Raw genomic sequence first — 25,933 nt, forward strand, 5'->3', positions numbered from 1 at the left:
CACTTGTAAAGATCATACATCGTAGGGGGATTGAACAATGATCAAATTCAAAACATGGTGGTCACTGCTCATGGTTATCGCGCTCATCACGATCACTGCGTGCGGCAGTGGCGATACAGCCAGTGACAATGGTACCAAAGATGATACACCGGCGCCCGTCGGTTCAGCTGAAGCAGAAGCTGCTTTTGCCAAAGGAAAATACGACCCACCCATCGAATTCAGTTCGGTATTAATGCCGAAGAAATACGTGCAAGGGGATACCAAAGAAAATAACGTTCACGATCGCTGGATGCTGGAAACGCTGGGTATGAAGCATAAAGATACCTGGTATCCGGCCAATGACGATCAATACAGACAAAAGCTTCAACTGGCTATCGCCTCTGGCGAAAAGCTGCCTGATTTTGTAACCGTACCGACCAATGCAGTATTGACCAATCAGTTGATCGACTCCGGTCAATTCATCGCCATCGATGAGTTGTTCGACAAGTACGCTAACAAAACGCTGAAAGATCACGCTGCAACTCATCCAGAGCTGTGGTACCCGTTCACCAAGGACGGTAAGAAATACAATATGCCGATCATGGAGTATACAGATAATGACGATACCCTGCTGTGGCTTAGAGAAGACTGGATGGAGAAACTGAATCTGGAAGCTCCAAAGACCATCGCAGATCTTGAGAATATCATGGACAAATTCAAAAACGAGAACCCGGATGGCCTGTCTCCTGACAAAGTATTCCCATTAGCGATCTCGCTGAAAAGTAATACGAATACCTGGATGGGCTCGCTCGACTGGTTATTCGGCGCATACGGCACCATTCAAGAACAATGGAACAAGGACGCGAGCGGTGATCTGGAATACGGCTCCATTAATCCCGGTGCGAAGCAAGCCCTTGCCAAGCTGAGTGAATGGATGGAAAAAGGATATATCCATGTCGACTCTGCCCTGTGGGATGAACGTAAAGCATCAGAAAGCTGGACGAAAGGCCAAGCAGGCATTCTGCCTGGTGCGAACTGGGTTCCTGACTGGCCTGCACCCGATCTGCTCAAGAACGTACCTGGCGCAAAAATCAAAGCCTATCCGATTCCAGCAGGTCCAGACGGCAAAATCGGTACGAAATGGCAGAACTCTGGCGTCAACGCAAGTATCATGATTAACAAGGATGCCAAGCATCCAGAAGCAATCTTCCTGTACTACAACTACTTGCTCGATAATCTGGCTAACCCAGCTGCAGGCAGTGAGTATGAATACGGCTTTGCTAAAGGTTATGACTGGGATATCGTAGACGGACAACCGACCAGTGACAAAGAGAAGATCAAAGACTTCTCCAACGAGTTCCCGTTCCTGACCGGCCCGGCTCGTATTCCGGATCTGTTCATGAAAACACTCGTGAAACTTGCTGACGGCGAGAAACCCGAAACACCTTACGAGAAACAAATGGCTGAGTTCCGCAAACCGGAAAACTGGGCCGCTGCCAAAGTCGTAATGTCGCAAATCGACATTCGTAAACAAAACTATTTCACTGGCGCTGCAACGCCAACCATGGTATCCAAATGGAACCTGCTCCGCCAGTCCGAGATGGAAACCTTCAACAAAATCATCTACGGCCAACTGCCGGTTGATGCCTTTGATCAATTCGTCGCCAACTGGAAATCTAATGGTGGAGATCAGATCACGCAAGAAGTGAATGATTGGTTTAAATCGGTAAGTGCGAAGTAAGAATTGAAAGGTTATATTATTAGAAACACTTATGAAAACGTAAAATCCCCACCTCTTACTATAAGTAAGAGGTGGGGATTTTACCTAATTTGCTTGGTTTACAAAGTCACTATCCTTACCCACGAAATTTACCCTTGACCCATTTACAATATGTTGCAATTTCCCACTTTTATAAACTGCTTTGATCGCATTTCTAGTTGCAGTAACAGAACTAGAAGTTGAAATATTTGAATTTATAGCCTGTACTCTACCTTCGGTGTTATTATTTATATCCATGTTAAATTCGATTGCGGGCTGATTACCGGGGGCATGTGTTTCGTGAGCATCAGTCCAAGATTTTGCCCAACCAACACTATCAGTAAATCCTACAATCCAGATGTTCCAAGCAGCATGTCTAAAAGCATCTGTTTTATCGTTGTGTCCATTTCTTCCAAACTTATATTCTGTATATTTTGCAGCTTCATCCCCAGCTACAATGGCTTTGAACCCTCTACTTGGATTCTCAGCATACAACTCTTTTTCTTTAGAATTTAAATCTACCATTCCCTCCACAAGATTATAAAATGTTGAATCAATCCCAGCAGTTGCAAGAGTATTATTTCTTGAAGGACTTTCACTGTATTTCTCACATAGGCTTATAAAGTAATCATTAATTTGATCCTCTGATGCCTCAGGATTCGATTTCTCAAAAGTTTTCAGTTCTTCAAAAATAATATCCTTATTGTCATAATTCAATTTAGAAATTGCATCAGGATATGTTTTATTAGATTTCAAAGATAGCTTTCCTTTATTTTCTCTTTCAATAGCTTGTCTCTCTATATCAGTTGGTTGGCTTACATCCACCTTTACCTCTTCCTTCTGAATCTCATGTCTAGAATCTTGTGTAGAAATCCCTTCAGAAGCAAACACAGCGCTACTCATCGAAAACACTAAAACAGCTGACATAAGAGAAATAGAAACTTTTTTATATTTCACTAATTAACATCTCCTTTTAATGTAATATATGTTATATAATCTCTAAATTTAAATAAAAAGTCAACATTTATCCTATAATTTTATAAGAATTATTGAGATTTTCTCCAAAGCGATTAAATAATAAAATAGCAACTCCAGCTACAATAATAAGTACTAGAATAACTATTAATAGCTTCCTCCAGTTCATACTTCACCTCCTTAACGAATTTCAATGTTACTCTAAATATAGACACCACTAACTTATCATTTGTTTTGTTTATCTTGAAAAATAATCCATTTGGACTACATATTTCAGGATTTTTATTTCAGTAAGTGTATCTCTGATCTCATTTAGATAGTTTAGCAACAGACGAGAAGCCTGAAACACCTTACGAGAAACAAATGGCCGAATTCCGCAAACCGAAAACTGGTATGCAGGTAAAGTCGTTATGTCCCAGATCGACATCCGTAAACAAAACTACTTTACTGGCGCTGCCACACCAACCATGGTATCCAAATGGAACCTGCTCCGCCAGTCCGAGATGGAAACCTTCAACAAAATCATCTACGGCAAACTGCCAATTGATGCCTTTGACCAATTCGTCGCCAACTGGAAATCCAATGGCGGAGATCAGATCACGCAAGAAGTGAATGATTGGTTTAAGTCGGTAAGTGCGAAGTAAGGATTGAAGAAGTAACACGGGTCAAAATAACAAGCCGAAGCGTGCATTGCCATCGCTTCGGCTTGTTTTTCTATATCTAGTTAACCCAGCACTTTAAAATACAGGAACTTCAACAGAATCTGTACCCATAACTCTTTTTCCATCTTTCTCTTCTGATCCGACCTCAATACCAATCTTTAATGAATTAGAGGTGAACACACCCTTTTGATCTGGACTTAATTCGATCACAATCGTTCCAGTGCCTCCGCCATTTGCTATGTAATTTCGTTCTCTCCCAATCTCAATCATCGTACGCCATGAAGAGTCATCAGAAGAATTCATCCAGGTTGATACATACTCAGCAGGCTTCAACTTCGATTGATGTTCAGGGTAACTGCTGGTGATGCTGAAGACACTCCATTGATCAGGGATATAAAATGCAACACCACCCCAGTCAGTGGGGTCAATCTCTACATGTGCTACTATCTTGATATGATCAATATGCTGCTTCTCACCTGCAACGAATATCGATCCTTGTGTCATAGTCTTTAAATTCGTTGATTTGGCATCCAGATCAAAGTTTTTGACTTGAATGCTATTGCCATTAACCATTGGCTCATTGGCTTCATTTTTATTGGTATTTAAAAAAAGCAGAATAAACACAATCGCAATAAACATAAAAAGTAAGATTAAGTATTTAGATCTTTTTTTCATATAACCATACCTCACTTCTGCCTTTGTTTGTTTAAGCTTAACACATACTCAATGCCCTCCTTTCCTTAATTTAGAATTTGGAAAAGTAGAGCATTAAAACCGGAACCGAAGCGATGAATTCACGCTTCGACTCCGGTTTTTAAGTTAAGATCGAGGTAGCTTCGGGTTCCTATTAGTGGATCAAGCCTCTGTATCGGTCTCCTCCGGCATCCACTGACCCAGCAAGGATACTGTGAGCTGAATGCCATCTCGTAGTCCCTGCATATACAACCGCTCATTTTCTATGCCTTTGCTGACAATATAACGATTCTCCCACTCGGTATATTCAGGTGTCTGCTCGACATCCTTACCTGCAAACAAAACTTCAAATGCTTCGTCTGTTCCCCCACGTACTCGACTCAGTTCAGGATCATGTTCGATCCGGGCAGTCACCTCATCCAGCCTTGCTTGAATCGCTCGTTGCATCCACCGTGGAAAATCCATTGCTTCTCCTCCCCTACGCGTTATGTACCTCGCTCATCATCGTACAAATCGGTTATGTCTCGCCTTCATCTCACTCACTTGGGCCACCAGTTCATCCACCCTCCGGCTCTGTTCCTGAACCTCAGGGTTCTCCCACAACGGAATCGCTTGCTTCAAGGATGCCTCACCAAGCTGATTAAGCTTGCGCCGTTCCTCTTCCAATAAGTCAAGCAACCGGCTCATACATGCACCTCTCTGATGGGTCTAAACTGCGCCATGTCTTGTTAAGACTAGACGTGAGCAGTCAATTTTAATGCGAATATCTATACCCGATACTGAATACTAATATTTTCATCTAATCCAAATTTTAAGATAAATTATGATTGCTTTAATGCGGCAATCGAATTAAAAATAAAAAAAACCGATATAAACTTCGGTGTCAATAATAAGACCAACTCTCAGCTTCTTATCCAACCTCACAGTCACAGCAAATTCACTGGTCTGTTAAGAAATCTCTCCCCCTCCAACCAAGGCTTTAAAAAGCTCCTACTCGATCCTCCATTAATCTCATCCTCAACTTTCAGATGTGTTGTATCTTTTTGTTTTGTTTGGTTTAGGGGTTTTGTATAACGGACCGCATTCATGACGTTGATTTCCCTAAGATAGCTATGTCTAAGGGAAATCAATGAGTCTGCCTGAATTTACTTCCCTGAAAATCCTTCTGCAGACCAAGGCGAACGCCGCCGCATGAATGTTTTGTTATAAGATGTAGCCGCCTTCTTTGAATTATTGCAAGTTTGTTCTTTACAACATTCCCGCTATCGTTTCCGTTAGCGGAATCATAATGGGTCTACAGCAAAAATTGTTATTTCGTGTATATCAAAGATTCTTGATTATGCAATTTAGAAAACAACCGGGTAAAGCCCCTCATAGTTGCTTTTTTTAAATTTCTTATTTTTGATCCAAGTTTTTTTATAAAAAGGGTTGCCATTATAAAGAGTCACGCCATCCGAAATATATACTACTCCGTTTTCTGTATAATCAATTACAAATAAAAGTAGATTCATTTCATCATTGAAACCGATATAAAATATCGTCGAATCCAACCATGGGATCGATTGAGTGTAAATGGTTATTTCATCCGCATTATCAATATCAATACAAATCATACCGATATCTACGTAAGGTTTTACAACTTCTTTATCAACTTTATTGTTATATATTTGGGCAGCTATCTGAAGATGTTCAAGAGTATCTTCTAACTTCTCTCTGGAAAAATGCTTCCACAATTGTTTTTCAGTTACTCTTGCAGTAAATAAAGTGTTAGCCAGATTATTCTCCACCGTATCTTCATCAGAACCTAAAAAATCCTGCTTCACCTCTAAATAATTTTGTACTATAAATGTAAGGGCATTATTTAATACATTTATCACCTTATGATAATCACTCTTTTTTGAAATACCAAAATGGGTTATCTTATTCCTAATGTAACCCAGTTCAATTAAATCAACATAAAAGGAGTCCTTAATAGAATATAATTTGTCTATTCTGTTAATACACTCTACGTACTCAATTGTCTTAACTTCAATATTATTAGAAATCAAGTAAGTTGTGCAGTTGAACTCCTTCTTTTTTACTTTTAAGTAATGTATCTAATAAATCTGAGGGCAAATCCCTATAGATCAGTAATTCGTTCAATTGAGATAAGGCGTCTTTAGTCAATATTTCTATCGCATTATGAATACAAATGACAGATAGTTTTAAATAGCTGTCTTTGCTAAATTCGTCAGTATGTATTTCGGTATGAAGGTCTTCAATCATCACATAGTTTAAATACTTATTATAAAAAGATAGCCCCATACTCAATGAATCTATTCCATTTTCTTTTAAATGAAATTCCACGTTATTTCCTCCATTCTCAATCTAATCCATTGTCCGTTCATTTAATTGCGTAATTTATGATAAGGTTCTTTGTGGAAAAAAATCAAACTCTTCTGCCAGTTAGCTTAAAGTTTAACTAAGCTTATATGCTTTGCGGCTTTTTCTTATAACGTTCCTGTATTCACAACCAGACGTAAATATATTGTTATATGATGTCAGCATCTTCTTTGAAACACTTCAAAAATCAATCTGATTATCCTTAGATATACAGGTGTAGGAATCTAGCAATTTAATTATCAAAATACAGAGCTAAATTTTGTTCTCTCAGAATGTACGCTTCATAGCAGTTATCTTTAAGTTTATTATTGTAGTAAAAGAGTTCTTCTTTAGAAAGTTTTTTTTAAATATAGTCACTTTGATTATCACCTTTTGAAATTCTACAAGCGATTTTCGGAGTCAACGGAAAGACGTACTCTGTGGCTCCATCATCATTTGTAAATCTACATACAGGATTGTCACTGGTTATAAACTCGAATCCATCAGGAGCCAAAAATAATTCAGTACAAAGTTCATTAATGATCTTTTTTGCTTCAAGCATAATAGATCCTTTTCCATCGAGGAAATCACGGAATAATTTCAGAATATAACTATGAGCCATTTCGTCGTACCATGTTTCCAAGAAAGGATACAAACGTTCCTCCTCCGGAATATGAATAGATTTAAAATCAAACACATTTTCACAAAAAGCATCTAAAATTTTACTTAGGACTGGATGATATGGTTTCGTCCTCCACTCTAACGAGACCATAAATTTGATAAGATCATCACATCTAATAGCAGTGAGTTTTTGAGCAGTAGGATTCTTATATACTTCTTTTGAAATATCTGTAACAATCGAATTCCAATAATTTTCATATTCTGTATTCCAATCCCCCTCAATATCTCTGATATGAATGGATAGAATTTCATCTTTCAAGGCTTTTTTTTTCTGCTTCAGTCACAATATCACCATCAGGCTGATATATACTCCAAATATCAAATTCATAAAATCTATTGTTCATTTCTTCCGTATCATTAATTAAGTCTTTATCTATCTTCACTACGTAGTCTTTTAATGGTTCAAAAAACCTTTTGCAATCTTCTTTAGTACGAGAAAGAGCGCCTGCTCTTAAAGAATGATAATGATCAATGCCGCCAAATTTTTTTGTACTCTTCTCATTCCCAACGCTCTTAGTTCCTTTCTCTACTAAATACACAGAGGATTTCCCGTGCTTCCATCCTCTCATATATGTTTGAGGTATGAGGTGATGATATACTGCTTTCGACTCCATATAAATTCTCCTTACTTTTAGTTTTGTTTATGCTGATTTCCTATAACGTTCGTGCATTAACGAACCCGAAAGGCTTAAGTGGAGCGCATGCGGAACGGGTCGGCAGACTTAGCCTTGCAGGGTTTTCACGTAAGTTCGCTTCTCTGCCAAATGCTTCATCGTGATCTGGGAGCGTAGTGACGATGCGTTAATGCTATGTTAAAAGATGTTCTCGCCTGCTACGATTAACTTACCAAATCTAATGTTCTCAATACTTTTTCTCTTTGTTCTATGTTTAAGGCAGTAAATGAACTAAAAAGAGTTTCCATTTCGTTATTAGTATTTATAGTAATTTCGTCATATATTCACTCTTAAGCACAATTAGATAATTACCTTTATCAGAAAGTAATGTCAATTCATGCTTGTAATCATCATCTTGGCTTGAATATATTTCAGAACTATAATAGAAAAATTTACTTTTTATTAAATATTCATGCCACGAGATTCCATTATCAATCATACTGTTCACTTCAATTAATTCACTCAGTATTTTTTTTATATTATTTCTCGATACACTAAAGTAACTAAATACTCTATTAAAAAATTTCTTTGTATCTGCTTCGTTATCCAAGTTACTAATAACTTCTTCAGCTTGTTGTTCTCCTAATTCTTTTGTAATTATTTTTTTGATTAATTCTTCGGTCTTCACAGATGCAATTGTTAGATTTTCTATTAGCTTATTTGTTGTAGAGATTTCGTTATTTCTTTGTCTTTCAATTAAAAAGTCATAGAACATTCCTGCCCATTGTTTAGCTAAATTTTCTTGAATTTCTCTAGCATAATCAAAAGAAAAAATCGCATTATTATTTGTAGAAAACCTTACATTATCTATAAATTCAAAAATTAATTTACTATATTCTTGTTTGTCAATTGCAGAATAATATACAGACTCTGCTTTTGGATTGTGCTTTAAATTATCCTTATAAATTAAATGGTTCTCCATTACGTTTCTTTTGATAAAGGTAAAAACAGGAATATTATTATCTTTAGCAACCAAATATTCTTTATTAGTTATTGACTTTGGTAGGTTAACTCTTTTCTCTTTGTCTTTATAATACTCTCCACCAAATCTTCCACCGATTATCAAAATAAAGAGTTGACAACTCTCAACTTCTTTTATACATGCATCATGAGAATGTAAATCTGGACTATAAAACACATCTCCTTTATCACTTAAAACTGGGACAAAATTATAGCCTCTTATAAAAGTTTCAAGACTATCCCTGACTTCTGATAAATCAAAACAAGTAGAACTTACAAAAACCCTTGGAGTTGCCATATTATCCATCCTTATCTATTAGTTAGTTTTTGCGGGGATTTCTTATAACGTTCCTGTATTCACGAGCCGACGCATGTCGGGTGTCCGGCGGATGCCGGACCAAGGACGAATGTCCGCAGCGTGAATATTATGTTAGGCGAAGGGACTGGTCCCTTTAAATATACGAAACAATAAGAAGCCAGAATTATTATCAATATTTAATTTCCCTAGCTTTTTACCAAAATATTAATCTGATGAATTTTCTTCATCTTGTACTAAATTCAAATCGCCGTCTTGATTTTCAATAAACACATCACTAAATTGCTTATTAATGTATCGAAAATTTCTCATTGGTCTATTATCATCAATATCATAGATAGCATTTATTATTGCTTGTCTACTTGTTTGATTTAGAATAATGAATTCCATCCAGTCATCTTTAAGCCTTTCAATGAAACCAATCGGATATCGCAATTCAAAAAATGTCCCATCTTCAAGTATTAAAGCAGTTAACCGATTAAACCTATTTGGATTATCAATGGGAATAATATCAATAATGCTTAATCTTGTTAAGAGTTCTTTAAATGTTATGTCTAATAATAGTAAGTCTCTTGTATTTGAATTCTTAAGCTGTCTAAAAAAATCCACTAAATGTCTAAATTTTATAGCACCTCTTGCTGTATCTTTTAGATCGCTACTAGAAATAGATGTCATTATCGCAGTTTTTATGTCGGCAATTTGATTTGCCAAATAATCTATTTTGATTTCTTCTTGCTTTTTAAATCTTTGTTCATACAATAATCTTTGAAGTAATCCTGACCACTGTTTTCTTAGATACGATTCTATGTCCTCCATTTTATTGAAACTAACTATGCTGTTATTTTCGATTCTGTGCCTTAAGAAGTTTATAAATTCAAAGACATACTTCGCTGTTTCTGGTTTATCAGCAAAAGATGGGAAATCTAAGCTTTCAATAAATTCTTTGTCTTTATTTTTCTCGTAAACTAGATGATCATGCATGACCTTATTCTCTACGAAGGTGAATATTGGAATCCCTGACTCTATTGCCCGAATAACTTCTAATTGAGTGATAGACAGGTTAGCAGAATCGTCAAGTATTTTATTACTTTTACTCTTATCTTTCAGATACTCCAGATTTACTACTTCGGCTGCTTTAGGAATTGCTTTCCCTCCAAAACGGGAACCCATAATTAAAATCAAGACGTCACAATTTGTAACTTCTTGAACACAACTTGTGTGAGTATGTACTCGCGGATCGTATAATACATCAGCATAATCGCTCATGACTGGGTCATAACCGAAATTATTAACGAAATTTCTAAGCTGAGATCTTACTACGTTTAAATCATAACAAGTTGAAGATATAAACACTTTTAAATTAGCCATTGTATAGCCCCTTTTTTTGGTAATAATCTAGTTGAGTTAGTTCAAACTCTTCACTAGTGATTCAGAACTTTCGCCTAACGTTCCTGTATTCAAGAACCCCTGAGGGGGTTGTCTGCTGTAATGCCTCTTCGAAATCCTTCCGCAGACCAAAGCTCCACAAGGAGCTTTAGCTTGAATATTATGTTAGATGATGTTCAAATCTTCTATGAATTAGCTTTCAGTTGATTAATTTCTTCCCATGACCAACCTTCAACCATCCTATGATGTTTTGGACAAACTAAAACCACGTTCTCTTCAACATACTCGCCACCATTTTTCCCTGGAATCACTCTATGCATATTCAATTTCTTAATGTATTCGGGTATTCCACAAATAAAGCATTCGTAATCAAATTTTTCTAGAATCAATTGCCTAAATTTAAATTTAAAATCCATCATTTCTGAAAATTCAAATGCTCGATGTCCATTAGTTCTTGCATATTCTAAATTTTTGTACGCTCTTTTGATCACGCTCTTATCATGCTCTTGCGGAGAGGATTTACTATATCGTCCAGATTCAAAATACCATAAATTATCATCTGGATTAAAAACGCCGCATTCACTACGAGAAATAGAAAACTGTTTTTCAACTTCTTCAGTATCTTCAATCAAATGTTTAATAGCCCACTTTGCTCTTTCTTTCATAGACCTTGGTAAAGACTCAATATCTCTTAGTCCAGACATTTGAATTTCTAAAATTAGTTCTTCTTTATCAATGCTTAAATCACCAGAACTAATAGATTCGTTCAAGTCATTCAGCTCATCCAAATATTTAGAGGGAAGTAACCAACATTTTTTTGTCGGACTCCATTTACGTTCTTCTTTAGGGATCATCACTTTTAATTTATCTAGTATGTGATTGAAAGGAATACCATTACTACTGGAAATTTTCACTTGTAAAACATCTTGATCTTTTATAATTTCTAACATATTGTTACTCCTTGTTTGAATTTCATCTAACGTTCCTGTATTCACGACTCGACGACTGTCGGGTGTCTGGCGAATGCCAGACCAAGGACAATGTCCGCAGCGTGAATATTATGTTAGATGATGTTCATATCCTTATATGTTTATAAGGGATTATTCTATTTAAGGCGTCAATCTTTATTTTTATCATACTTTTGATCTCACCATTAGAAGGATGAACAGGATTTTTTAAGCTTGTCAGTTCATTGTCGTATGCTACTCCTCGAGCTTTAGCTCTCTTGTTCTCTACATGAAAAATAAATGTTTTTTTCTACTCAAATTTCTTCAAAAAATTCATTACATATTCTATTTCTCTAAAGTAAGTTGTTGCATAAAAATCAATTGGGCAATCTCCCCAAGCTAAAACTATAAATTCACTATCTGAAATCTTTGTTTCTATCATGCTTCTATTACTAAAAATTATATCTGACACTTCTATTACATTATTTAAAATAATTTTTTCGAGTTTTTCGTTGAGTTCTTTAGATTTTGAACTACAAATAGAAAATAAATTCACTATATTTATTGTTTTTATATCCCTATATAACTTGTTATCATTTTTATTAAAGTGCTTTACTATTTTATTTATGGTTGCATCTGATTCTTCTGATCTGCATTTGATGGATTCATCATAATAACTGTTAATTGTTTGATTCCACTCGATTTCAAAGTCACACTTAAATATTCTCGCTTTTCAATTTCATCTCCATGTTGTAAATCCTTCCAAACAACTTCTTTGTGACACTTTACTTTCTCAATGTTGGTCCAATCGTAAGCAATCATCCATTCATCCTCTTCTTTGCATGAATTTCATCTAACTTTCCTGTATTCACGAACCCCAACGGGGTTGTCTGCTGAAAATCCTCTCCGAATTCACCTCGCAGACCAAGGCTCTATAGGAGCCGCAGCATGAATATTATGTTATAAGATGTCGGGGTCTCCCTTAAACTACTTACAAAATGCTCTTTTTCGTACTCCGTTGCTTTTATTCTTAACTATTATTCCGGTACTTCAATGTATTCCGATACTCTAGATTTCAATATCTCTATTAATTCTTCATCCATGTATTCATAATCATCCGGTATATTTAAGCATATCAACCGTTTGTTTATTAGTTTATTTGAGAATTTATCTTTAAGCCTTCTTACATGTTTTTTCTCCATTACAAAAATTATTTCTGCCCATCCAATGTTTCCTTCAGTGACTCTGATTCTAGCTCCCTCTTCTGTTCCAGCAGATCGTACTTGATATCCATTGTATCCTTCAAAAATCTTCTCTGCTGTTAAGCTACGCCATTTGTTTCGACTACAAATAAATAGTAATTTAATGTTTCGTCACCTATCTCATATCTATTATTTTGGTTTATTATAGCACCTGAATTTAAGCAATTTACCCGATTTCTTATAACGTTCCTGTATTCACGACTCGACGCATGTCGAGTGTTCGGCGAATGCCGGACCCAGGACGTATGTCCGCCGCGTGAATATTATGTTATAGGATGTTCCTTGCTTTTTAGTACTTCATTTCAATGTGATGTTATTATAACGATTACTTTTTAACAATCATTTATCTACAATCAATTCTTATATTTAATATTTGATTAAGAACATATTCTTTATATAGTCGCTCTCTCTCATTCTTCGGGTTTCGTTGAACATTGTTATCTATTTTTTGTCGCTCGATTAAACGTGTAGATTCATCTACATATTTAATAAAATCAAGACGCAAATCATCAAATATAGATAAGTCGTAATCTACAAACACATTTTTATCATGATTATAGACAATGTCTTCTTTAATTATATTGAGGCGATTAGTAGGAATTGAATTAATAATTCTAGGATCAATAAACCAATGCTCAAATTGAATCATGCTACTTTCAATTCTATTTAATAGGTTAATTTCAGTAGCATTCATTTCATCCCATTTCTTAGATAATGTTTCATAATAAGCATCTTCAAATATCCAATATATCTCAGTTGAATCTGCATATGGTACTACCGTGAAGAGTAAGTATGTTTTGTTTCCATTAATTCGTAATATATGTTGGTTTACAACCGCCACTGGAATTTTAACCGCTACTTTTCGATAGAAAAAAGAGAACCCCAATAGGTTACACCGTTGTTTTAAAGTATGGTTGAAAGGATCTTCAAATTTCTTTTCTTCTATCCATTCTAATAAAAATTCCATTTTCGTTTTCAGATCATAGAATATACGATGTTCGTAATTAATTGAATCAATTGTTTTTCTAATAATGTCTTCTAAAATCTCTTCTTTTTTTTCTAAAACTTTGACATTTCCTTTAAAAAATTCTGATTCTGAAGAATTAAAAACAAAATTCCTCACGAAATCAAAGGAAGAGTCATCAAATACCTTTGTATAGTAATTATTATGATAATCTGCATAACACACGCTTCTATAACATTGAAGTAAAATTTGTTTAACACTATATTTATGTGGGCTATTATCAATGTCTATAAAAATTGACGTATCATGTTTTTCGCAAAATCCTTGAAAAGTACTTGCCACTCCTTTTCCGATAGGTTTAATAAATAAGCTTTTACTTTCAAAACCATTTCTTTTTGATTCAAAGTAATTCATTTCTCCGTTAACAGAAATTTTTGCAAGAGAAATACTTTCGGATATAGCATGTGAACCAATTGAAATTTCTTTGCAATCTTTTTTGTAACATTTGTGATCCGCTTTTTGATAATTAATCCATTGTCTTTCAGCATCTTTGTTTATTTTACTTTTTTCTTCATCACTAAATTGAAAGTTCAAATTGATAACTCCTTTTCACTATTAAAATTAAATATATTTTTATGAATAATTTTTTTTAGGAATTTCCTATAACATCTACTCTATGTACTTCGTAAATACCACACTTCCTATCAGATATCTGAACTACGTATATGATAACCTATGCGGTGATATTTGCGAAGAAAAATTTGGTGAAAAAGGGAAATTATTAGGATAATGTATTTCTGCATGATATCCCAGGTGAGAATTAAAAGAGATCCAACCCTATCATTTTCCCCTTACCTTGTCAGATGATGAGTGTTTGCTTTTTAATATCTAACCACTACAACACAGACGCACAACGAAGCCCGGAAAAATATACTGCACCCTCGTAAGTTTTACGCCTTCTGCAACGGTTCTTTGATCGTTTGGTTGTTTATTTACTACCATTTCATACGGAATGAAACAACCCACTTACAGATAACGGAAAATGCTGATAAAATATAACGGATGATCAAGTTGTTCTCATGGAGCGGTATTGTCAGTAGTACAACATAAGGATGGTGTTTATTTGAATAACAAGATGTTATTATTTAGCGTCGTTACACTTTGTATTTTACTCATATTGGGTTTTCTGAGGTGGGACAATCTTGAATCCAGCGCAGACTTTCATTATAAGTATGATCGATGGGCAGGTCAGAAATGGGTAGAGTTCTATCCGCCGCTAGCTGCTTCTTCCAACAGCATGGAGTTTCCACTTATATATAGGGATGAAATAAATCAAAATGATATAGATAAATATTTAGGAAAACAAGCTCTCTCTGGAGAGTTAGTGAATAAGTGGATTGAAAGAACAAAGTTAACGGATGGATATGTAGGTCTATTATTATTGAATATTCTAGTGGTCATTTACAGTTCTATTAAAATATTTATTTTGAGAGACAAAAAATAGGATGATCTTGATCCCCCTTCAATATGCCGAGGCACAAGTTGCCAAAAGACATACTAACACAAAGGCAGCAGTCCCACATAAGGAACTGCTGCCTCTACTCTTTATAATTTTCCCCACTTATAATATCAATGATGTATAGAAATCATCCGCGAGCCATTGCAATGCTTTGAATATCTATATTCAGCGTTTAATCTTCTAAACATACAAATTCCATCCCACAATAAAAGCAGCCAAGATGAACGCTGAGATGCCAGACATGATGTACATCACCTTTTGCTTTTTGCTGTAACTGTTCTTCCGCAGTTTGTAAATAAGCAAGCCAAGAAACGCCACTGCTAGAACCACATAAAGTAGGTTAAACATTAAATTGATACGTAAAGAAGAATAAGCCGGAAAACTTTGATAACTAATCCTGGTATGAATGATGAACAGATTAAGAGGTAGTACCACCCCTGCAAAATTAATAACAAGATGATATTTATCAAAATTGGTTGGAGGATTTCCTCGTTTATATAGTTTGTTAAGAAGCATCCGGATTAAATAGCCGATCAAAGCACATAAACTGAAAACGATAGCAAGCGCAACAGGAATAAGAGATATCTTAATCAAGTTTACCTTTAGATTCGATACAGGCAAATAATCAATATAAGGAGTGACGGAAATTTTCTCAACAACACCATTATGCTCGACAACATTATAAGATTTTGCTATGTCAGCTTTTGTATATTTCGTTATATCAAGAAACGTAAATAAATTAGTAAATCTAGCGGCTACGCGTCGTGCGGATTGGAAATATCCTCCCCCCTCCGACGTAACTCTATTAGAATTGACGTTATCACCAAAAATTCCTTTAATAAGTCCATAATAATAAATTTCCTCAAAAGACTGGTTTGTCATGACGACCATTCCAAATTTAGATACGGGATCAAAGACAAGTTTGCTGGAAAATCCTTTCAGATTCCCCTCATGCATCAGTGTAGGCACCCAGTATTCCATCTCAACGAACCCATGCGCAAATCGCGGAGTAGAGGTCCCGTCATAATATAGACTTGTTGATAACATTTCGTTCAACGTATCCTTGTTCTTAAATAATACATTGTTATCATCCACAGGCATCAACGCAGCAAGAAATTTGCCTAAATCTTCTGCTGTGCCTATGGCTGCCCCTGTAGGATAAAACGTAACGTATACTCTGTTCTCAGGGATCAGTTTCAAATCTTTTGTATACCCTTCAACCTCATTCCTTCTCTGTACGATGTCTGGACTATCTCGCCCCGTTGGATGAATCGTAGTGTCGTTCATATGAAGAGGTTCGAAAATATGTTGATTAACATATTCATAAAAAGGTTGTCCACTTATCTCTTCCACGATGTAACCAGCTAGACCAACACCGTAGTTCGAATAACCCACTATGCTATTCGGTTTATAGATCTGTTTTGGCTCATTTCTACGCAACGTTTCTCCTAATGCTAACGTTTCTTTCTCGGAGTAATACAAAACCCCGGCCGCTGTTTGATCTTCCCAACCCGCATTGTGATGCATCAGGTTCAAGAGGGTAATTGGATCATCGTATTTCAGCTTTTTGAAAAATCCATCTGGCAGATATTCTTGGATATCTGTCTCCAAATCAAGCTTTCCTTGTTCGACAAGCTGCATCACACTCGTATAGACCAACAGTTTCGAGATTGAAGCCCATTCAAACACCGTAGAGGTATCTGCCTTTCGCTGATTCTCAATATCTGCGTAACCATATGCTTTATTCACAATGGTTTCACCATCTTTGATAGCCACAACCGACACGGCAGCGGTATACTTCTCATACGAGGCAACATAAGCATCAATCGTTTCCTCTAAATTGGATAAAGGAATCCTGGATGGTGTAGTCTCAACCTGTTTCTCATTAGCGTGGGCAGGTACTGCTATTGCCATAATGATAAATATGTATGAAAGAACACAAACGATTACTTTGTTAACCGTGTGATGTCCACGTTTCATCTGCATTAGCTTCTCTCCTTTTATATTAAATGTTAATTACATCTCTTGTTTCAAGTATGCGTTTTCAGAACAGCCCCCATGAATCCAAGTTATTTTCAAATGCAATTACACTCCATTCAGGAGAGAGGTCGAAGAAGTTCACCTTTCCAATTCACGATGGTTATCTCTTTATCTTTCAAGAGGCACCAATCAATAATCTCACCTATCAATTTTGGCGTGATGATATCATCCCTCCATTTCGGTGTTAGTACTCTTCTGTATCCTATATATTCTTTTGTCCAGCCTTCGAATTCTTCTCCGATGATGACTATGAATGGGATCTTATTCTTAATACTGTGTTGTCCCACTTCATAAGTGACGATTAACTTCTTATCCTCAGAAACAATATGTAATTTGATTATTCCTTCATCGTCAATGTCCGGTTCAACATACCAGTAAAATAATCGATTGAAGCGAACGATTTTACGTTTATATTTTTTTCTTACGCCCATAACTCACCTCACATATTCCTTTTCGTCTGTAGCAGTATTTGACAGTTTGCCAACCCACAACATGAACACTTTGTTATCCGATGTTGACGGGCCTTATGATTCATTCATTTCATTACTTTGTTAATCTTTCTTTATTGCCTAATACAATTTCATGAATTTCATCATATAATTGTAAATCTATAAATTCTTTATGAATCCATAGTCCTTCCTCAACATCTCCTCCCCCCATACCTCCACTAATCCCATCACCAGGAGAATGTTTTTCGTAATATAGTCCTTGACCTTCTCCGTCATTACAGTCCCATGCAATGGTATCTAAATCTTTTAATAAAGTATGTAGTGTCTCTTCACTGCAGTTTACTAATTTCATAGGGCAAGACAAGTATATTTGTCCTCCATAATCACCCTCCATAATTACATATGCATCTGGAGTATCCACAGCTTTCTTAAAACTATCTATAAATTGATTGTTTGGTAGTCCATTTGCTTCATTAAGGATATGTCGAATAGGGCTATGGTGCTCTGGAATTACATCCATCTCTTTGTTTTCATCTTTTTTTCTTTCCATAAAGATACACCTCTTTATTGATATGTTTTCGTCAATTTCGGATAATTAATCACTTTTGCAATTAATCACATCTTGAAGATCCATAGTTGCAAGTTCAAGTGCAATCGCTAATCTAATCTGTGGATATTTCCTAAGTCCTTTTAAATAGGTATTGTCAAGTTGTTTGCTTTCAATTATAGGTTCAATATTAGGGTCGTAACGATCAATTTCTACACTTGCAATAGTATCGTTATTAATTAGCAACGAAAAAATGTCTTCCCCTTGTTCAGGTGTCCAGAATAGTATATAAGCGGTTTTCATTTGTGGAAAAAACCTCTTAATAACAGAAAGTAATCCTGATCTTATTTCATCATTAAATAATGACTCATGCGATCCTATTAATTCTCTTCTTATATCTTCTTCAGTTTTACTGCCCTTCAATTTTATTAATTTCATAATACCTCGCAAGTTATCCTTTAATTTCAAATTTTGATTTGTTAATTTCCTGTAACGTTCCTGTATTCACGACTCAGCGTATGCTGAATGTCCGGCGAATTGCAGACCCAGGACGAATGTACGCAGCGAGAATATTATGTTATGTGTTGCTTCCGACTTCCTTCAAAGTCTTTTTCTGAAAGTTGTCAAATTTCATCGAAAGTAAAACAAAGATGATTTAAATTCTCTATAGGAATTTCAACACTTTTGAATGTTCTTGTACCTGTCGACACTTCCTTGACGAAAGGATTTACTCCAGTAAAGTAACATCTCACTTCCATTTTAGAAGAAATCAGAGTAATTAAAGTATCCAATTGTTCTCGAAATTTTTTTGATTTATTGTAAGCATTTATTTGTTGTTCTTTCAAATAAATGCTAGCTTTAAGTGCCTTTCCATCAATAAATGGATATTCCTCAAAAACAATATTGAAATTTTTTCCGTATTTCTTAATCTCTCTAATTTTCCCAAAATAAATAAGGTCTTCTTCATCTTTGAAATATCTGATATTCTTAAAAAAACTTTTAAAGCTTTTTGTCTTGGAACCTATAGTTAATTTTTGAGATTCAATTAACTTAGGGTCGCCTTTTTCAAAACAATCAACTATATTATCCAACACACTTGTTCTAATAATTGACTTTTTATAATTGGTATCATTCCCAATGTTACTACGAGAGGCAGTGATTTTGTCTCCAACTTCTATCTCATCATCTGTTATTGGAATTCCCGCTAGTTTGTTACTAAATCCTTCTAATAAAAAAACAGAAGGAAAACGACTTATTTTTATCCCTACTTCGTTTATTCTTTTTGATTCTTCAGTATTAACTTTATAATTTTTATCAGAAAATTTGCAATTCAAAGAGTGTTCGCTTTTTCCTTTTTTCGCAAAATTAGGAACCTGTTTACTACCTTCATAATTGTATATACAACGCGCATACAATTCTGCTTGACAATTAACAGTTGTACATTTGTAATTCATTTTCTTCCCATAATATTCGCTAGACTCGTTGAAGTAGAGCTCTCTTGCAAAATACGGTGTAATTGCTTTACCTAATTCTATACAGAATGCTTTAGTGAACTTATTATTATTCATTAGACACCTCATGATTTGTCATTTAAAAGAATCTTTGATAAAGCTTTTAGGAAGTTACATATACCGTTCCTGTATTCACGACCCAGCGTATGCTGGGTGTCCGACGAATGTGGGACCGAGGACAAGTGTCCGAGGCGTGAATATATTGTTATCGGAAGAAATATGTCCTCTTTGAGATACTTTCATTTTTTATCTTTAAATCTCCGGTTTACTACGAATCCAAAAAATTCTAATAACTCTTCAATTGTTTGTATAGATCGGATTTGCCTTAAATAATTGATATTTTTAAATAACAAACTATTCTTTTCTATTAAGTCTTCAATAACAATTGATTTCTCCGGGAAAAGTATGTTTAGATGTTCAATATACTTCTCCTCTGATTTTCCTATATAAAATGATGGAGCATGTAAATAATTATTACTTTTGAAAACAAAATGAAAACCTAATTTACCTAAATACTCAGGTATATCAACTTTAATATGCAGTGCTTTGTCCTGAATTCTATAATATAAATTTCTATCAACATTCTCTAGGTTCGTAACATATCTATCAGGATAATACTGCGTAAGTTTTGTAATTATCTCATCCTCAACTTTTGGATATTTAGATGTTGGTCTGAAATTGTACCCTAAAAAATCAAAGTATGATTGAAGATATCCAACAACATTTTTAGTATTCATTATTGCCCTTATCTCTTGATATAGTTCTTTAGGTAAGGCTTTATAGTTTGTAATTTCTCTATTGCTAACGTATTGATTTATCTTATCAATAAGATCTAATTCTTCCTTCGTATATTTCATTAACTATCTCCTTAATCTACATATTATTTCCGATAACATCTAATCTATGTACTTCGTAAATACCACACATCCTGCCTGATATCTGAACTACGTATAGGTGGGGTGTTGTATTGGAATAACTTTTTTATTCTTTTAACCTTCCATATTAAATACTTCACTATAGATTTTACGCAGCTCGGTGGGGTTATCATGCCACTGAATGAGCTTACCATTGATAATTTGGACCAAAACATCCAGACACCTATGCCATCCTGCGGCGGTATTCACTGCCCATGAAGCATCGTTAGACGTATGGGTAAAGATCATTCGACACCCTTTATCTTCTTCCTGCAATAAAATGTTAATCAGATCATCAACTTCACGGAAACCAAATACATATGGCTTTTCCAACTCTGTAATGATACCCTCATATGTCGTTCCTTCACCGTCATCGAAGGCAATCCTGCCACCAAGTCTGAGATCCATCTCTCCTGTTGCGAAAGGATACCATTGGGAGAAGCAACTGGGCTTCGTGATCACAAGGAAAGCATCTTCTGGATTGTGATGAAGAAATCGTTCAAATTTTAGAGCATAACGACCGTTTGACTCATGTAATGTACCATATTCATTCATCATTACATCCTCCTTCTTTTATCACATATATCCATCTTCGGGTTCACCAACATCAAAACCTAATATTTTTGACGCTTCCAATTTGAACGTTTCTATCCAAGACATCCAATCATCGTTATTCATCTGTGCATAGAGTGATAATCCACTAGGCTCTACAGATGCCTCAATAAAAACATCATCCTCTTCAGACCCAAACCAATATGGAATTCCCCTTTTATAACCAATCCATCCGGGCATACGCTCATACACTTTAGAAACTTTATCCCATACCTCATCAGGCAGATCATACCTTATATTTAGGTTGCAATGTTGAGAATTTATATTGTTCATTTACTTTCTCCCCCTCTACCTCAGACGGACATCAAGATATATCCTCTATTTTTATTTATAAGTATCAAACTTCTTCAATTACTAATTCAAGGATATATCTCTTGGTCTTTATATACTATTTTCGTTATCATTTTTGAATATTTTAATCTCGTTATTTCAATAAGTTCATTTGGCTGCATTAAATTCACGATGTGACTATCATTTATTTTAATTTTGGTATTACCTCGTCCCAATCCTTTGACTATTACGATGTTATTATTCACATCTACTATTTGTCCAATTGTGTTGAACTGCTCTTGTTTCTTGAGATCAAGGTATGTTACAAGGCCAAGTATACAAAATATAATAAAGCAAAAAGTTGATAATGCAGTTGTCCATACAGGAGGATGATATGCTAAGTTATTGGTAGTTACTTGAATTACGATTATAAAAATATATAGAACGATGAATAGAAATTGCTTTTTTAACTTGCCTTTAGCTTTTTCGTTCATAGCTTCTCCTTATATGGTAATCACATAACGTTCGTGTATCTACAAACCCTCACTTCCTCAAAGAGTGCAGCGACTTATCGCAATTCAGTAAGGTAGTGCAGGGTTACCTGCTGACTCCACTTCTTCGAATACCCTCGGCAGACCAAGGAGCAAAAGCAACGCGGCGTAGATATGTTGTTATTTAGATGTCAATTGCCTTCCACAAACTACTTATAGATTGTATTTCATTTTAATTCTTTCATATAATTTATAATCCGTATTTCTATTTACAATCTCTCCAATTAACTCTTTCCATTTGTTTTCAATCCACTTAGGACTTTGTTCTTTCAGAATATCCTCGTTAAATTGACTATCAATATACTCCCAATCTTGTTTAAGCACTCCTATATCCTTAATAAGTTGATTTCTCGATTCTTTTTCTAGCGACACTTTATTCGATAAAATGTCGTCTATGATATCTGCTCTTATATACCAATACATATCTCTAAACACATTATAGATTAAATGGGTTGATGATAATTGATCTTCCCTGAAGTCGGAATTCAGAAAGATGAATGATTCTTCACCGACTTTCAAAGATACCGCCACATTTCCTAATGCGTGTATGACTGTTTCCTTCGAAGAGCCGTCCTCTAAGCTTTTTAACACATAATCTAAATTCTGAATTGATTCTTTTATACCAATTTGAGTTCCATGATTTAGTTTAATCGTGTAATCAGCTTCTTGATTGTCTTTGTACGCTTTGAATTGATAGTTGAAGTACATGCTTATTATCAATCCAACCATTAGTAGGGTTATTGCAATAATTTTCTTCATTTAATCCCCTCTCTTATTCGTGCAATTGAATTCATATAAAATCTAATTTTTGTATTTTAGAAATACAACATATTCCATCTGGTGTCTGAACTACGTATATGATAACCCATATTGCTACATTTGCGAAAGAAAATTGGCGAATAAGGGATATTTATAAGTTTTCTTAAACCCTTATCCATACGATCCAAAGGGCTTTGAATACGCTGAATATATGCCAGGGTTGTACAGGATGCGAGTATGCATTGAATCTGTGGAACCTGTCGTAATAGTGATAAAACAAAAAAAAGGCCCTTCTTCATCCCATAGGGAATCAGACGACCTTCCAATTCTTTCGAATAAATGTATGATCTTCAGCAGTAGGGACAAGTATAGCAGTTCAGATGATTATTATTGATGTTGTATGGATGAATGGAATGTTAGATGATGTTTTTGAGTTATTCAAATTATTCTGGATATTTCCTTGAGGCTCCTATCAATTCATCTTCCTCATCAAAAACTTTTAAAACTCTGTCAATGTCATTTACTTCATAGCTTCTAACGACAATAAGCTGTTGCATATGAAGGCCTGGTGGGTCTATGTCCGGCCGAGACAAGTTATTTAGCAAGCGTTCTGGTGTATATAAGATGCTCCATCTTCTGGAACCATCAGTGAAAACCATCGTGATCTCTATCCAATTCCATTCTTCCAGATTATCCGATCTCACCTCATCATCAAAATGCCACCTTACTAACCGTGGTCTTGAATTCAGTTCTTTCACAATGTTTTAAATCTCTCTTCTACTTAATTTCTTAAATGCCGAGTATTCCTGCTCGGAATTCATATAACTTAATATCTTTTCCGCACATGCAGCTGAGCTAAGCTCTTCCGTGTTCACTTCCAGATCATATTCATCATAGGAGTATATGTAGTCGAACTGGGAATGGGCGAGTCCAACCGCGCGATCTCCTCTGCTCTGCTCTCTTCTGGTGAGTTCTTCTTTCGAACAGTGTACACCTACAAACAATATAGGATAATCCGAAAGCAAATCATAAAAACCGTTAAACCACTTGTCATTGCTGATGACCGTATCCACAATGACATTCAAGCCCATCTCCGAAAACAGTTTAATGGTTGCATAGTACAACGAGCTAATCGGATCGAACAGGATATCTGTCATCACATGAGGTTCCACTTCTCTTGTTGGTTTCATATCCGGGTATGTATTATCAATAAATTGATCATAATTATGGAGAAATTGATCTACAGATAGATGATGAAATGGAATCTCACCCTGTTTTTTCAATTCCATCGCGATGCTCGTCTTCCCCGAACTTGACGTTCCGTTCAAAAATATAATGAGTCCTCGTTCCACATTAATCACCCTTATCATTAAAATTGGTAGTACCTTTCAGATCACATTGTTGTTTTGCTAAGTCTAAGCTGGCCTGTAAATCACTGAATTGTGCTCATACCATGGTGTTCTAACTGACACCAAACATCCTCCCTATTGCTTCGTATCCTTTTTAGAAGTTCGGTCAAAACAATCGTAGCGGTTATTAACGTCTGCCAATGAATAGCTTATTTTGAGTCCAATGAAGATTATAGCCATAACGGTATAGTTCAAAGTAAGGATACAGGCAGTCTTCCGCCTCCTGTAAATCTTGATAGCGGGGCCATTGTAAATAATAGGATACCCAATAATCGCAAGCGATGGAATAGTATGCTTCGTTCAATAGCTCGATATTTTCGCTGTAATCGCTACGTGAACGGATGAGATCTCCGAGCGCTTCGTAAACGACCTCGCTATCTTCTTCATCCGTGCCTTGAATCAGTCTTTGCTCTAACTTGGCAATTTCACCCGTCGGCAATACAACGACCTCCTTTACACATGTCAAAGCCCGGAATGCTTCCTTCGCTGAGTTCGCCTCTTCATCTTTCTCGTGCACCATGGAGAACAGGCTCTTCAACCTTTTTATTAGCTCTTCCCCCAGACCACGCAACGTTCCTTCGGAAGCATCCTCATTTCCACCGTTGAAATAACCTGGCACATATTCGCCGGCGAAATCCTCAGGATTTAACATCTCATAGATCGGACGTATTCTATCCAAAAAACGTTGGCCGTCCGGAATTGGCTCAAACACACGTTCCACTCCTGTTCCAGATGGCATGAACCCTTGAAAAAAGCCGTAGAGATGATCTGCTTCGACCTCCATATCATCATCTGGTTCTATTTCTTCTCCGCTCAGTGCTAACAAATAGCGCCCATACTCCTGTTGATCCATTTGTACCATTCCCTCTCTCTGTTCAACCAAATTACCACTCTCTCCATTCTTCCGTAATCTTGATCCTTAACTGCTCTAGCCCCAATGGTTCCTCTCTGAACTTAGCTTTATTGTTTGTATGTTTAATAGTCTTGTACAATTAATTTACAATTATCTTCAGATATATGTATAGTCGAAATAAAGTAATATTCTAAAATGAAAACAGCCGGGCCGAAGGGCGAATACCCTGAAGCATGAACACTTGTTATGAGATGTCATCGACTCCATGGAAATACAATCAATTTTTTTAATTAGTTTTAGTTAACCTCGCTAACACTCCGTCAATGTTATCCCATTCATAAATTAATTCATTAAGGACTTTTCCTCCAATTTTTATTTGAACTGATTTACACAAGTGAGCACCATAATACTCATAAAAATAGCGGGCCTTGTTATCCTCTAGAACATTAACAAATATCTTCTGATAACCCAATGAATTGAATCGAAAAAATATACTTTTAAGTAATTCCTTCCCTAATCCTATCCCTTGATATTCCTTAAGTATGTAAATTGAAGTCAAATCACCTGAGTCGGGCACCGTATTTGTCTCTCTCTTCCAACAATCTGCAAATCCAATGATTTCCCCTTCTGTGTTCTCTGCTAATATCACAAAATTGTCTGTTTTTCCGATATTTTTAATCCATAATTCAGTTCTTTGTTTATATGATAGATTGGTTAAGAATTCCTCTGGAATAATACCCTCGTATGTAGTTCTCCAACTATCCACATGAACTTTTGCAATTCCTTCAGCGTCATTAATCGTAGCTTCTCTGATCTGCAACATAATCATCCCCTAAATTTTTTAGTAAAACTAATTTTTATAAAAGTATAGAAACAAATT

At 35.6% G+C, this 25,933-nt stretch carries 32 protein-coding genes; 3 read left to right on the forward strand and 29 right to left on the reverse strand.

What is annotated here, in order from left to right; all coding sequences use genetic code 11:
- The first annotated feature begins 37 nt into the window (after positions 1-37).
- Complete coding sequence (locus QP794_RS03765; RefSeq protein WP_285074994.1) at positions 38-1,720, forward strand: type 2 periplasmic-binding domain-containing protein; 1,683 nt, start codon at positions 38-40, stop codon at positions 1,718-1,720.
- Positions 1,721-1,804: 84 nt separating this feature from the next.
- On the opposite strand, the gene QP794_RS03770 is transcribed toward QP794_RS03765, so the two are convergent.
- Positions 1,805-2,695 (reverse strand): DUF6973 domain-containing protein, encoded by an 891-nt coding sequence (locus QP794_RS03770; protein WP_285074996.1) that lies wholly within the window; start codon positions 2,693-2,695, stop codon positions 1,805-1,807.
- 428 nt (positions 2,696-3,123) lie between these two features.
- Between QP794_RS03770 and QP794_RS03775 the strand changes: the two genes are divergently transcribed.
- Positions 3,124-3,357: a hypothetical protein gene (locus QP794_RS03775; RefSeq protein ID WP_483311867.1), complete on the forward strand. Its 234-nt coding sequence runs from the start codon at positions 3,124-3,126 to the stop codon at positions 3,355-3,357.
- Positions 3,358-3,450: 93 nt separating this feature from the next.
- Here the strand turns inward: QP794_RS03775 and QP794_RS03780 are convergent, their stop codons facing one another.
- The 14 genes from QP794_RS03780 to QP794_RS03845 form a co-directional block, all read right to left on the reverse strand.
- A complete protein-coding gene (locus tag QP794_RS03780; RefSeq protein WP_285074998.1) occupies positions 3,451-4,050 on the reverse strand; it encodes a hypothetical protein in 600 nt (199 codons plus the stop codon).
- A gap of 180 nt (positions 4,051-4,230) precedes the next feature.
- The gene (locus tag QP794_RS03785) at positions 4,231-4,533 is read right to left on the reverse strand and encodes a hypothetical protein (RefSeq protein ID WP_285075000.1); all 303 of its coding nucleotides are present in this window, start codon (positions 4,531-4,533) and stop codon (positions 4,231-4,233) included.
- Between the two features lie 36 nt (positions 4,534-4,569).
- The gene (locus QP794_RS03790) at positions 4,570-4,755 is read right to left on the reverse strand and encodes an aspartyl-phosphate phosphatase Spo0E family protein (RefSeq protein ID WP_285075002.1); all 186 of its coding nucleotides are present in this window, start codon (positions 4,753-4,755) and stop codon (positions 4,570-4,572) included.
- 659 nt (positions 4,756-5,414) lie between these two features.
- Positions 5,415-6,116 carry a hypothetical protein gene (locus QP794_RS03795; RefSeq protein ID WP_285075004.1) on the reverse strand — a complete coding sequence of 234 codons (702 nt, stop codon included), beginning with the start codon at positions 6,114-6,116 and terminating at the stop codon, positions 5,415-5,417.
- Positions 6,106-6,414: a hypothetical protein gene (locus QP794_RS03800; protein WP_285075006.1), complete on the reverse strand. Its 309-nt coding sequence runs from the start codon at positions 6,412-6,414 to the stop codon at positions 6,106-6,108. The genes QP794_RS03795 and QP794_RS03800 overlap by 11 nt, the downstream gene beginning before the upstream one ends.
- A 379-nt stretch (positions 6,415-6,793) precedes the next feature.
- Entirely contained in the window at positions 6,794-7,369 is a 576-nt protein-coding gene (locus QP794_RS03805) for a DUF4238 domain-containing protein (protein ID WP_285075008.1), read from the reverse strand.
- A complete protein-coding gene (locus QP794_RS03810) occupies positions 7,359-7,724 on the reverse strand; it encodes a DUF4238 domain-containing protein (protein WP_285075009.1) in 366 nt (121 codons plus the stop codon). The genes QP794_RS03805 and QP794_RS03810 overlap by 11 nt, the downstream gene beginning before the upstream one ends.
- 322 nt (positions 7,725-8,046) lie before the next feature.
- Positions 8,047-9,042: a DUF4062 domain-containing protein gene (locus QP794_RS03815; protein ID WP_285075011.1), complete on the reverse strand. Its 996-nt coding sequence runs from the start codon at positions 9,040-9,042 to the stop codon at positions 8,047-8,049.
- Positions 9,043-9,267: 225 nt separating this feature from the next.
- Positions 9,268-10,428: a DUF4062 domain-containing protein gene (locus tag QP794_RS03820; RefSeq protein WP_285075013.1), complete on the reverse strand. Its 1,161-nt coding sequence runs from the start codon at positions 10,426-10,428 to the stop codon at positions 9,268-9,270.
- Positions 10,429-10,631: 203 nt separating this feature from the next.
- Positions 10,632-11,396, reverse strand: coding sequence for an HNH endonuclease (locus QP794_RS03825; protein ID WP_285075014.1), 765 nt, complete (start codon positions 11,394-11,396; stop codon positions 10,632-10,634).
- Between the two features lie 307 nt (positions 11,397-11,703).
- Positions 11,704-12,096, reverse strand: coding sequence for a DUF1643 domain-containing protein (locus QP794_RS03830; RefSeq protein ID WP_350338846.1), 393 nt, complete (start codon positions 12,094-12,096; stop codon positions 11,704-11,706).
- Positions 12,018-12,215 carry a hypothetical protein gene (locus tag QP794_RS03835; protein WP_285075015.1) on the reverse strand — a complete coding sequence of 66 codons (198 nt, stop codon included), beginning with the start codon at positions 12,213-12,215 and terminating at the stop codon, positions 12,018-12,020. Before QP794_RS03835 ends, QP794_RS03830 begins: the two co-directional genes overlap by 79 nt.
- Before the next feature lie 215 nt (positions 12,216-12,430).
- A complete protein-coding gene (locus QP794_RS03840; RefSeq protein ID WP_285075209.1) occupies positions 12,431-12,760 on the reverse strand; it encodes a low molecular weight protein tyrosine phosphatase family protein in 330 nt (109 codons plus the stop codon).
- A gap of 238 nt (positions 12,761-12,998) precedes the next feature.
- Positions 12,999-14,213: a hypothetical protein gene (locus QP794_RS03845; protein WP_285075016.1), complete on the reverse strand. Its 1,215-nt coding sequence runs from the start codon at positions 14,211-14,213 to the stop codon at positions 12,999-13,001.
- A gap of 529 nt (positions 14,214-14,742) precedes the next feature.
- Here QP794_RS03845 and QP794_RS03850 point away from each other — a divergent pair.
- Positions 14,743-15,123, forward strand: a complete 381-nt coding sequence (locus QP794_RS03850) for a hypothetical protein (protein ID WP_285075017.1) — start codon at positions 14,743-14,745, stop codon at positions 15,121-15,123.
- A 195-nt stretch (positions 15,124-15,318) separates the two neighbouring features.
- On the opposite strand, the gene QP794_RS03855 is transcribed toward QP794_RS03850, so the two are convergent.
- From QP794_RS03855 to QP794_RS03920, 14 genes are all read right to left on the reverse strand, one after another.
- Entirely contained in the window at positions 15,319-17,124 is a 1,806-nt protein-coding gene (locus QP794_RS03855; RefSeq protein ID WP_285075018.1) for a serine hydrolase domain-containing protein, read from the reverse strand.
- Positions 17,125-17,234: 110 nt separating this feature from the next.
- On the reverse strand, positions 17,235-17,609 hold the full coding sequence (locus QP794_RS03860) for a hypothetical protein (protein WP_285075019.1): 375 nt from the start codon (positions 17,607-17,609) through the stop codon (positions 17,235-17,237).
- A 112-nt stretch (positions 17,610-17,721) separates the two neighbouring features.
- Complete coding sequence (locus QP794_RS03865) at positions 17,722-18,177, reverse strand: hypothetical protein (protein ID WP_285075020.1); 456 nt, start codon at positions 18,175-18,177, stop codon at positions 17,722-17,724.
- 45 nt (positions 18,178-18,222) lie between these two features.
- Positions 18,223-18,642, reverse strand: a complete 420-nt coding sequence (locus tag QP794_RS03870) for a hypothetical protein (RefSeq protein WP_285075021.1) — start codon at positions 18,640-18,642, stop codon at positions 18,223-18,225.
- A 155-nt stretch (positions 18,643-18,797) separates the two neighbouring features.
- The gene (locus tag QP794_RS03875; protein WP_285075022.1) at positions 18,798-19,742 is read right to left on the reverse strand and encodes a hypothetical protein; all 945 of its coding nucleotides are present in this window, start codon (positions 19,740-19,742) and stop codon (positions 18,798-18,800) included.
- A 182-nt stretch (positions 19,743-19,924) separates the two neighbouring features.
- On the reverse strand, positions 19,925-20,542 hold the full coding sequence (locus QP794_RS03880; RefSeq protein WP_285075023.1) for a hypothetical protein: 618 nt from the start codon (positions 20,540-20,542) through the stop codon (positions 19,925-19,927).
- A gap of 132 nt (positions 20,543-20,674) precedes the next feature.
- On the reverse strand, positions 20,675-21,157 hold the full coding sequence (locus QP794_RS03885; RefSeq protein ID WP_285075024.1) for an SRPBCC family protein: 483 nt from the start codon (positions 21,155-21,157) through the stop codon (positions 20,675-20,677).
- An 18-nt stretch (positions 21,158-21,175) separates the two neighbouring features.
- Positions 21,176-21,484, reverse strand: coding sequence for a hypothetical protein (locus tag QP794_RS03890; protein ID WP_285075025.1), 309 nt, complete (start codon positions 21,482-21,484; stop codon positions 21,176-21,178).
- An 86-nt stretch (positions 21,485-21,570) separates the two neighbouring features.
- Entirely contained in the window at positions 21,571-21,975 is a 405-nt protein-coding gene (locus QP794_RS03895; RefSeq protein ID WP_285075026.1) for a hypothetical protein, read from the reverse strand.
- A gap of 210 nt (positions 21,976-22,185) precedes the next feature.
- Positions 22,186-22,791, reverse strand: a complete 606-nt coding sequence (locus QP794_RS03900; protein ID WP_285075027.1) for an oxidoreductase — start codon at positions 22,789-22,791, stop codon at positions 22,186-22,188.
- Between the two features lie 443 nt (positions 22,792-23,234).
- Positions 23,235-23,549: a hypothetical protein gene (locus tag QP794_RS03905; protein ID WP_285075028.1), complete on the reverse strand. Its 315-nt coding sequence runs from the start codon at positions 23,547-23,549 to the stop codon at positions 23,235-23,237.
- A 6-nt stretch (positions 23,550-23,555) separates the two neighbouring features.
- A complete protein-coding gene (locus tag QP794_RS03910; protein ID WP_285075029.1) occupies positions 23,556-24,143 on the reverse strand; it encodes a chloramphenicol phosphotransferase CPT family protein in 588 nt (195 codons plus the stop codon).
- A 184-nt stretch (positions 24,144-24,327) separates the two neighbouring features.
- Positions 24,328-25,083 (reverse strand): hypothetical protein, encoded by a 756-nt coding sequence (locus QP794_RS03915; RefSeq protein ID WP_285075030.1) that lies wholly within the window; start codon positions 25,081-25,083, stop codon positions 24,328-24,330.
- A gap of 256 nt (positions 25,084-25,339) precedes the next feature.
- On the reverse strand, positions 25,340-25,873 hold the full coding sequence (locus tag QP794_RS03920; protein ID WP_285075210.1) for a GNAT family N-acetyltransferase: 534 nt from the start codon (positions 25,871-25,873) through the stop codon (positions 25,340-25,342).
- Positions 25,874-25,933: the final 60 nt, after the last annotated feature.

The sequence above is a fragment of the Paenibacillus sp. UMB7766-LJ446 genome, assembly GCF_030226665.1.
GTDB classification, from domain to species: domain Bacteria; phylum Bacillota; class Bacilli; order Paenibacillales; family Paenibacillaceae; genus Paenibacillus; species Paenibacillus vandeheii.

Excerpts from the sequence above, each read along its gene's own strand:
- QP794_RS03820 (WP_285075013.1), bottom strand. The coding sequence starts at position 10,428 with ATGGCTAATTTAAAAGTGTTTATATCTTCAACTTGTTATGATTTAAAC.
- QP794_RS03785 (WP_285075000.1), bottom strand. The coding sequence starts at position 4,533 with ATGGATTTTCCACGGTGGATGCAACGAGCGATTCAAGCAAGGCTGGAT.
- QP794_RS03860 (WP_285075019.1), bottom strand. The coding sequence starts at position 17,609 with ATGGGCGTAAGAAAAAAATATAAACGTAAAATCGTTCGCTTCAATCGA.
- QP794_RS03875 (WP_285075022.1), bottom strand. The coding sequence starts at position 19,742 with ATGAATAATAATAAGTTCACTAAAGCATTCTGTATAGAATTAGGTAAA.
- QP794_RS03885 (WP_285075024.1), bottom strand. The coding sequence starts at position 21,157 with ATGATGAATGAATATGGTACATTACATGAGTCAAACGGTCGTTATGCT.
- QP794_RS03865 (WP_285075020.1), bottom strand. The coding sequence starts at position 18,177 with ATGGAAAGAAAAAAAGATGAAAACAAAGAGATGGATGTAATTCCAGAG.
- QP794_RS03880 (WP_285075023.1), bottom strand. The coding sequence starts at position 20,542 with ATGAAATATACGAAGGAAGAATTAGATCTTATTGATAAGATAAATCAA.
- QP794_RS03855 (WP_285075018.1), bottom strand. The coding sequence starts at position 17,124 with ATGCAGATGAAACGTGGACATCACACGGTTAACAAAGTAATCGTTTGT.
- QP794_RS03835 (WP_285075015.1), bottom strand. The coding sequence starts at position 12,215 with ATGATTGCTTACGATTGGACCAACATTGAGAAAGTAAAGTGTCACAAA.
- QP794_RS03890 (WP_285075025.1), bottom strand. The coding sequence starts at position 21,484 with ATGAACAATATAAATTCTCAACATTGCAACCTAAATATAAGGTATGAT.
- QP794_RS03780 (WP_285074998.1), bottom strand. The coding sequence starts at position 4,050 with ATGAAAAAAAGATCTAAATACTTAATCTTACTTTTTATGTTTATTGCG.
- QP794_RS03825 (WP_285075014.1), bottom strand. The coding sequence starts at position 11,396 with ATGTTAGAAATTATAAAAGATCAAGATGTTTTACAAGTGAAAATTTCC.
- QP794_RS03900 (WP_285075027.1), bottom strand. The coding sequence starts at position 22,791 with ATGAAGAAAATTATTGCAATAACCCTACTAATGGTTGGATTGATAATA.
- QP794_RS03810 (WP_285075009.1), bottom strand. The coding sequence starts at position 7,724 with ATGGAGTCGAAAGCAGTATATCATCACCTCATACCTCAAACATATATG.
- QP794_RS03790 (WP_285075002.1), bottom strand. The coding sequence starts at position 4,755 with ATGAGCCGGTTGCTTGACTTATTGGAAGAGGAACGGCGCAAGCTTAAT.
- QP794_RS03775 (WP_483311867.1), top strand. The coding sequence starts at position 3,124 with ATGTCCCAGATCGACATCCGTAAACAAAACTACTTTACTGGCGCTGCC.
- QP794_RS03765 (WP_285074994.1), top strand. The coding sequence starts at position 38 with ATGATCAAATTCAAAACATGGTGGTCACTGCTCATGGTTATCGCGCTC.
- QP794_RS03895 (WP_285075026.1), bottom strand. The coding sequence starts at position 21,975 with ATGAACGAAAAAGCTAAAGGCAAGTTAAAAAAGCAATTTCTATTCATC.
- QP794_RS03815 (WP_285075011.1), bottom strand. The coding sequence starts at position 9,042 with ATGGCAACTCCAAGGGTTTTTGTAAGTTCTACTTGTTTTGATTTATCA.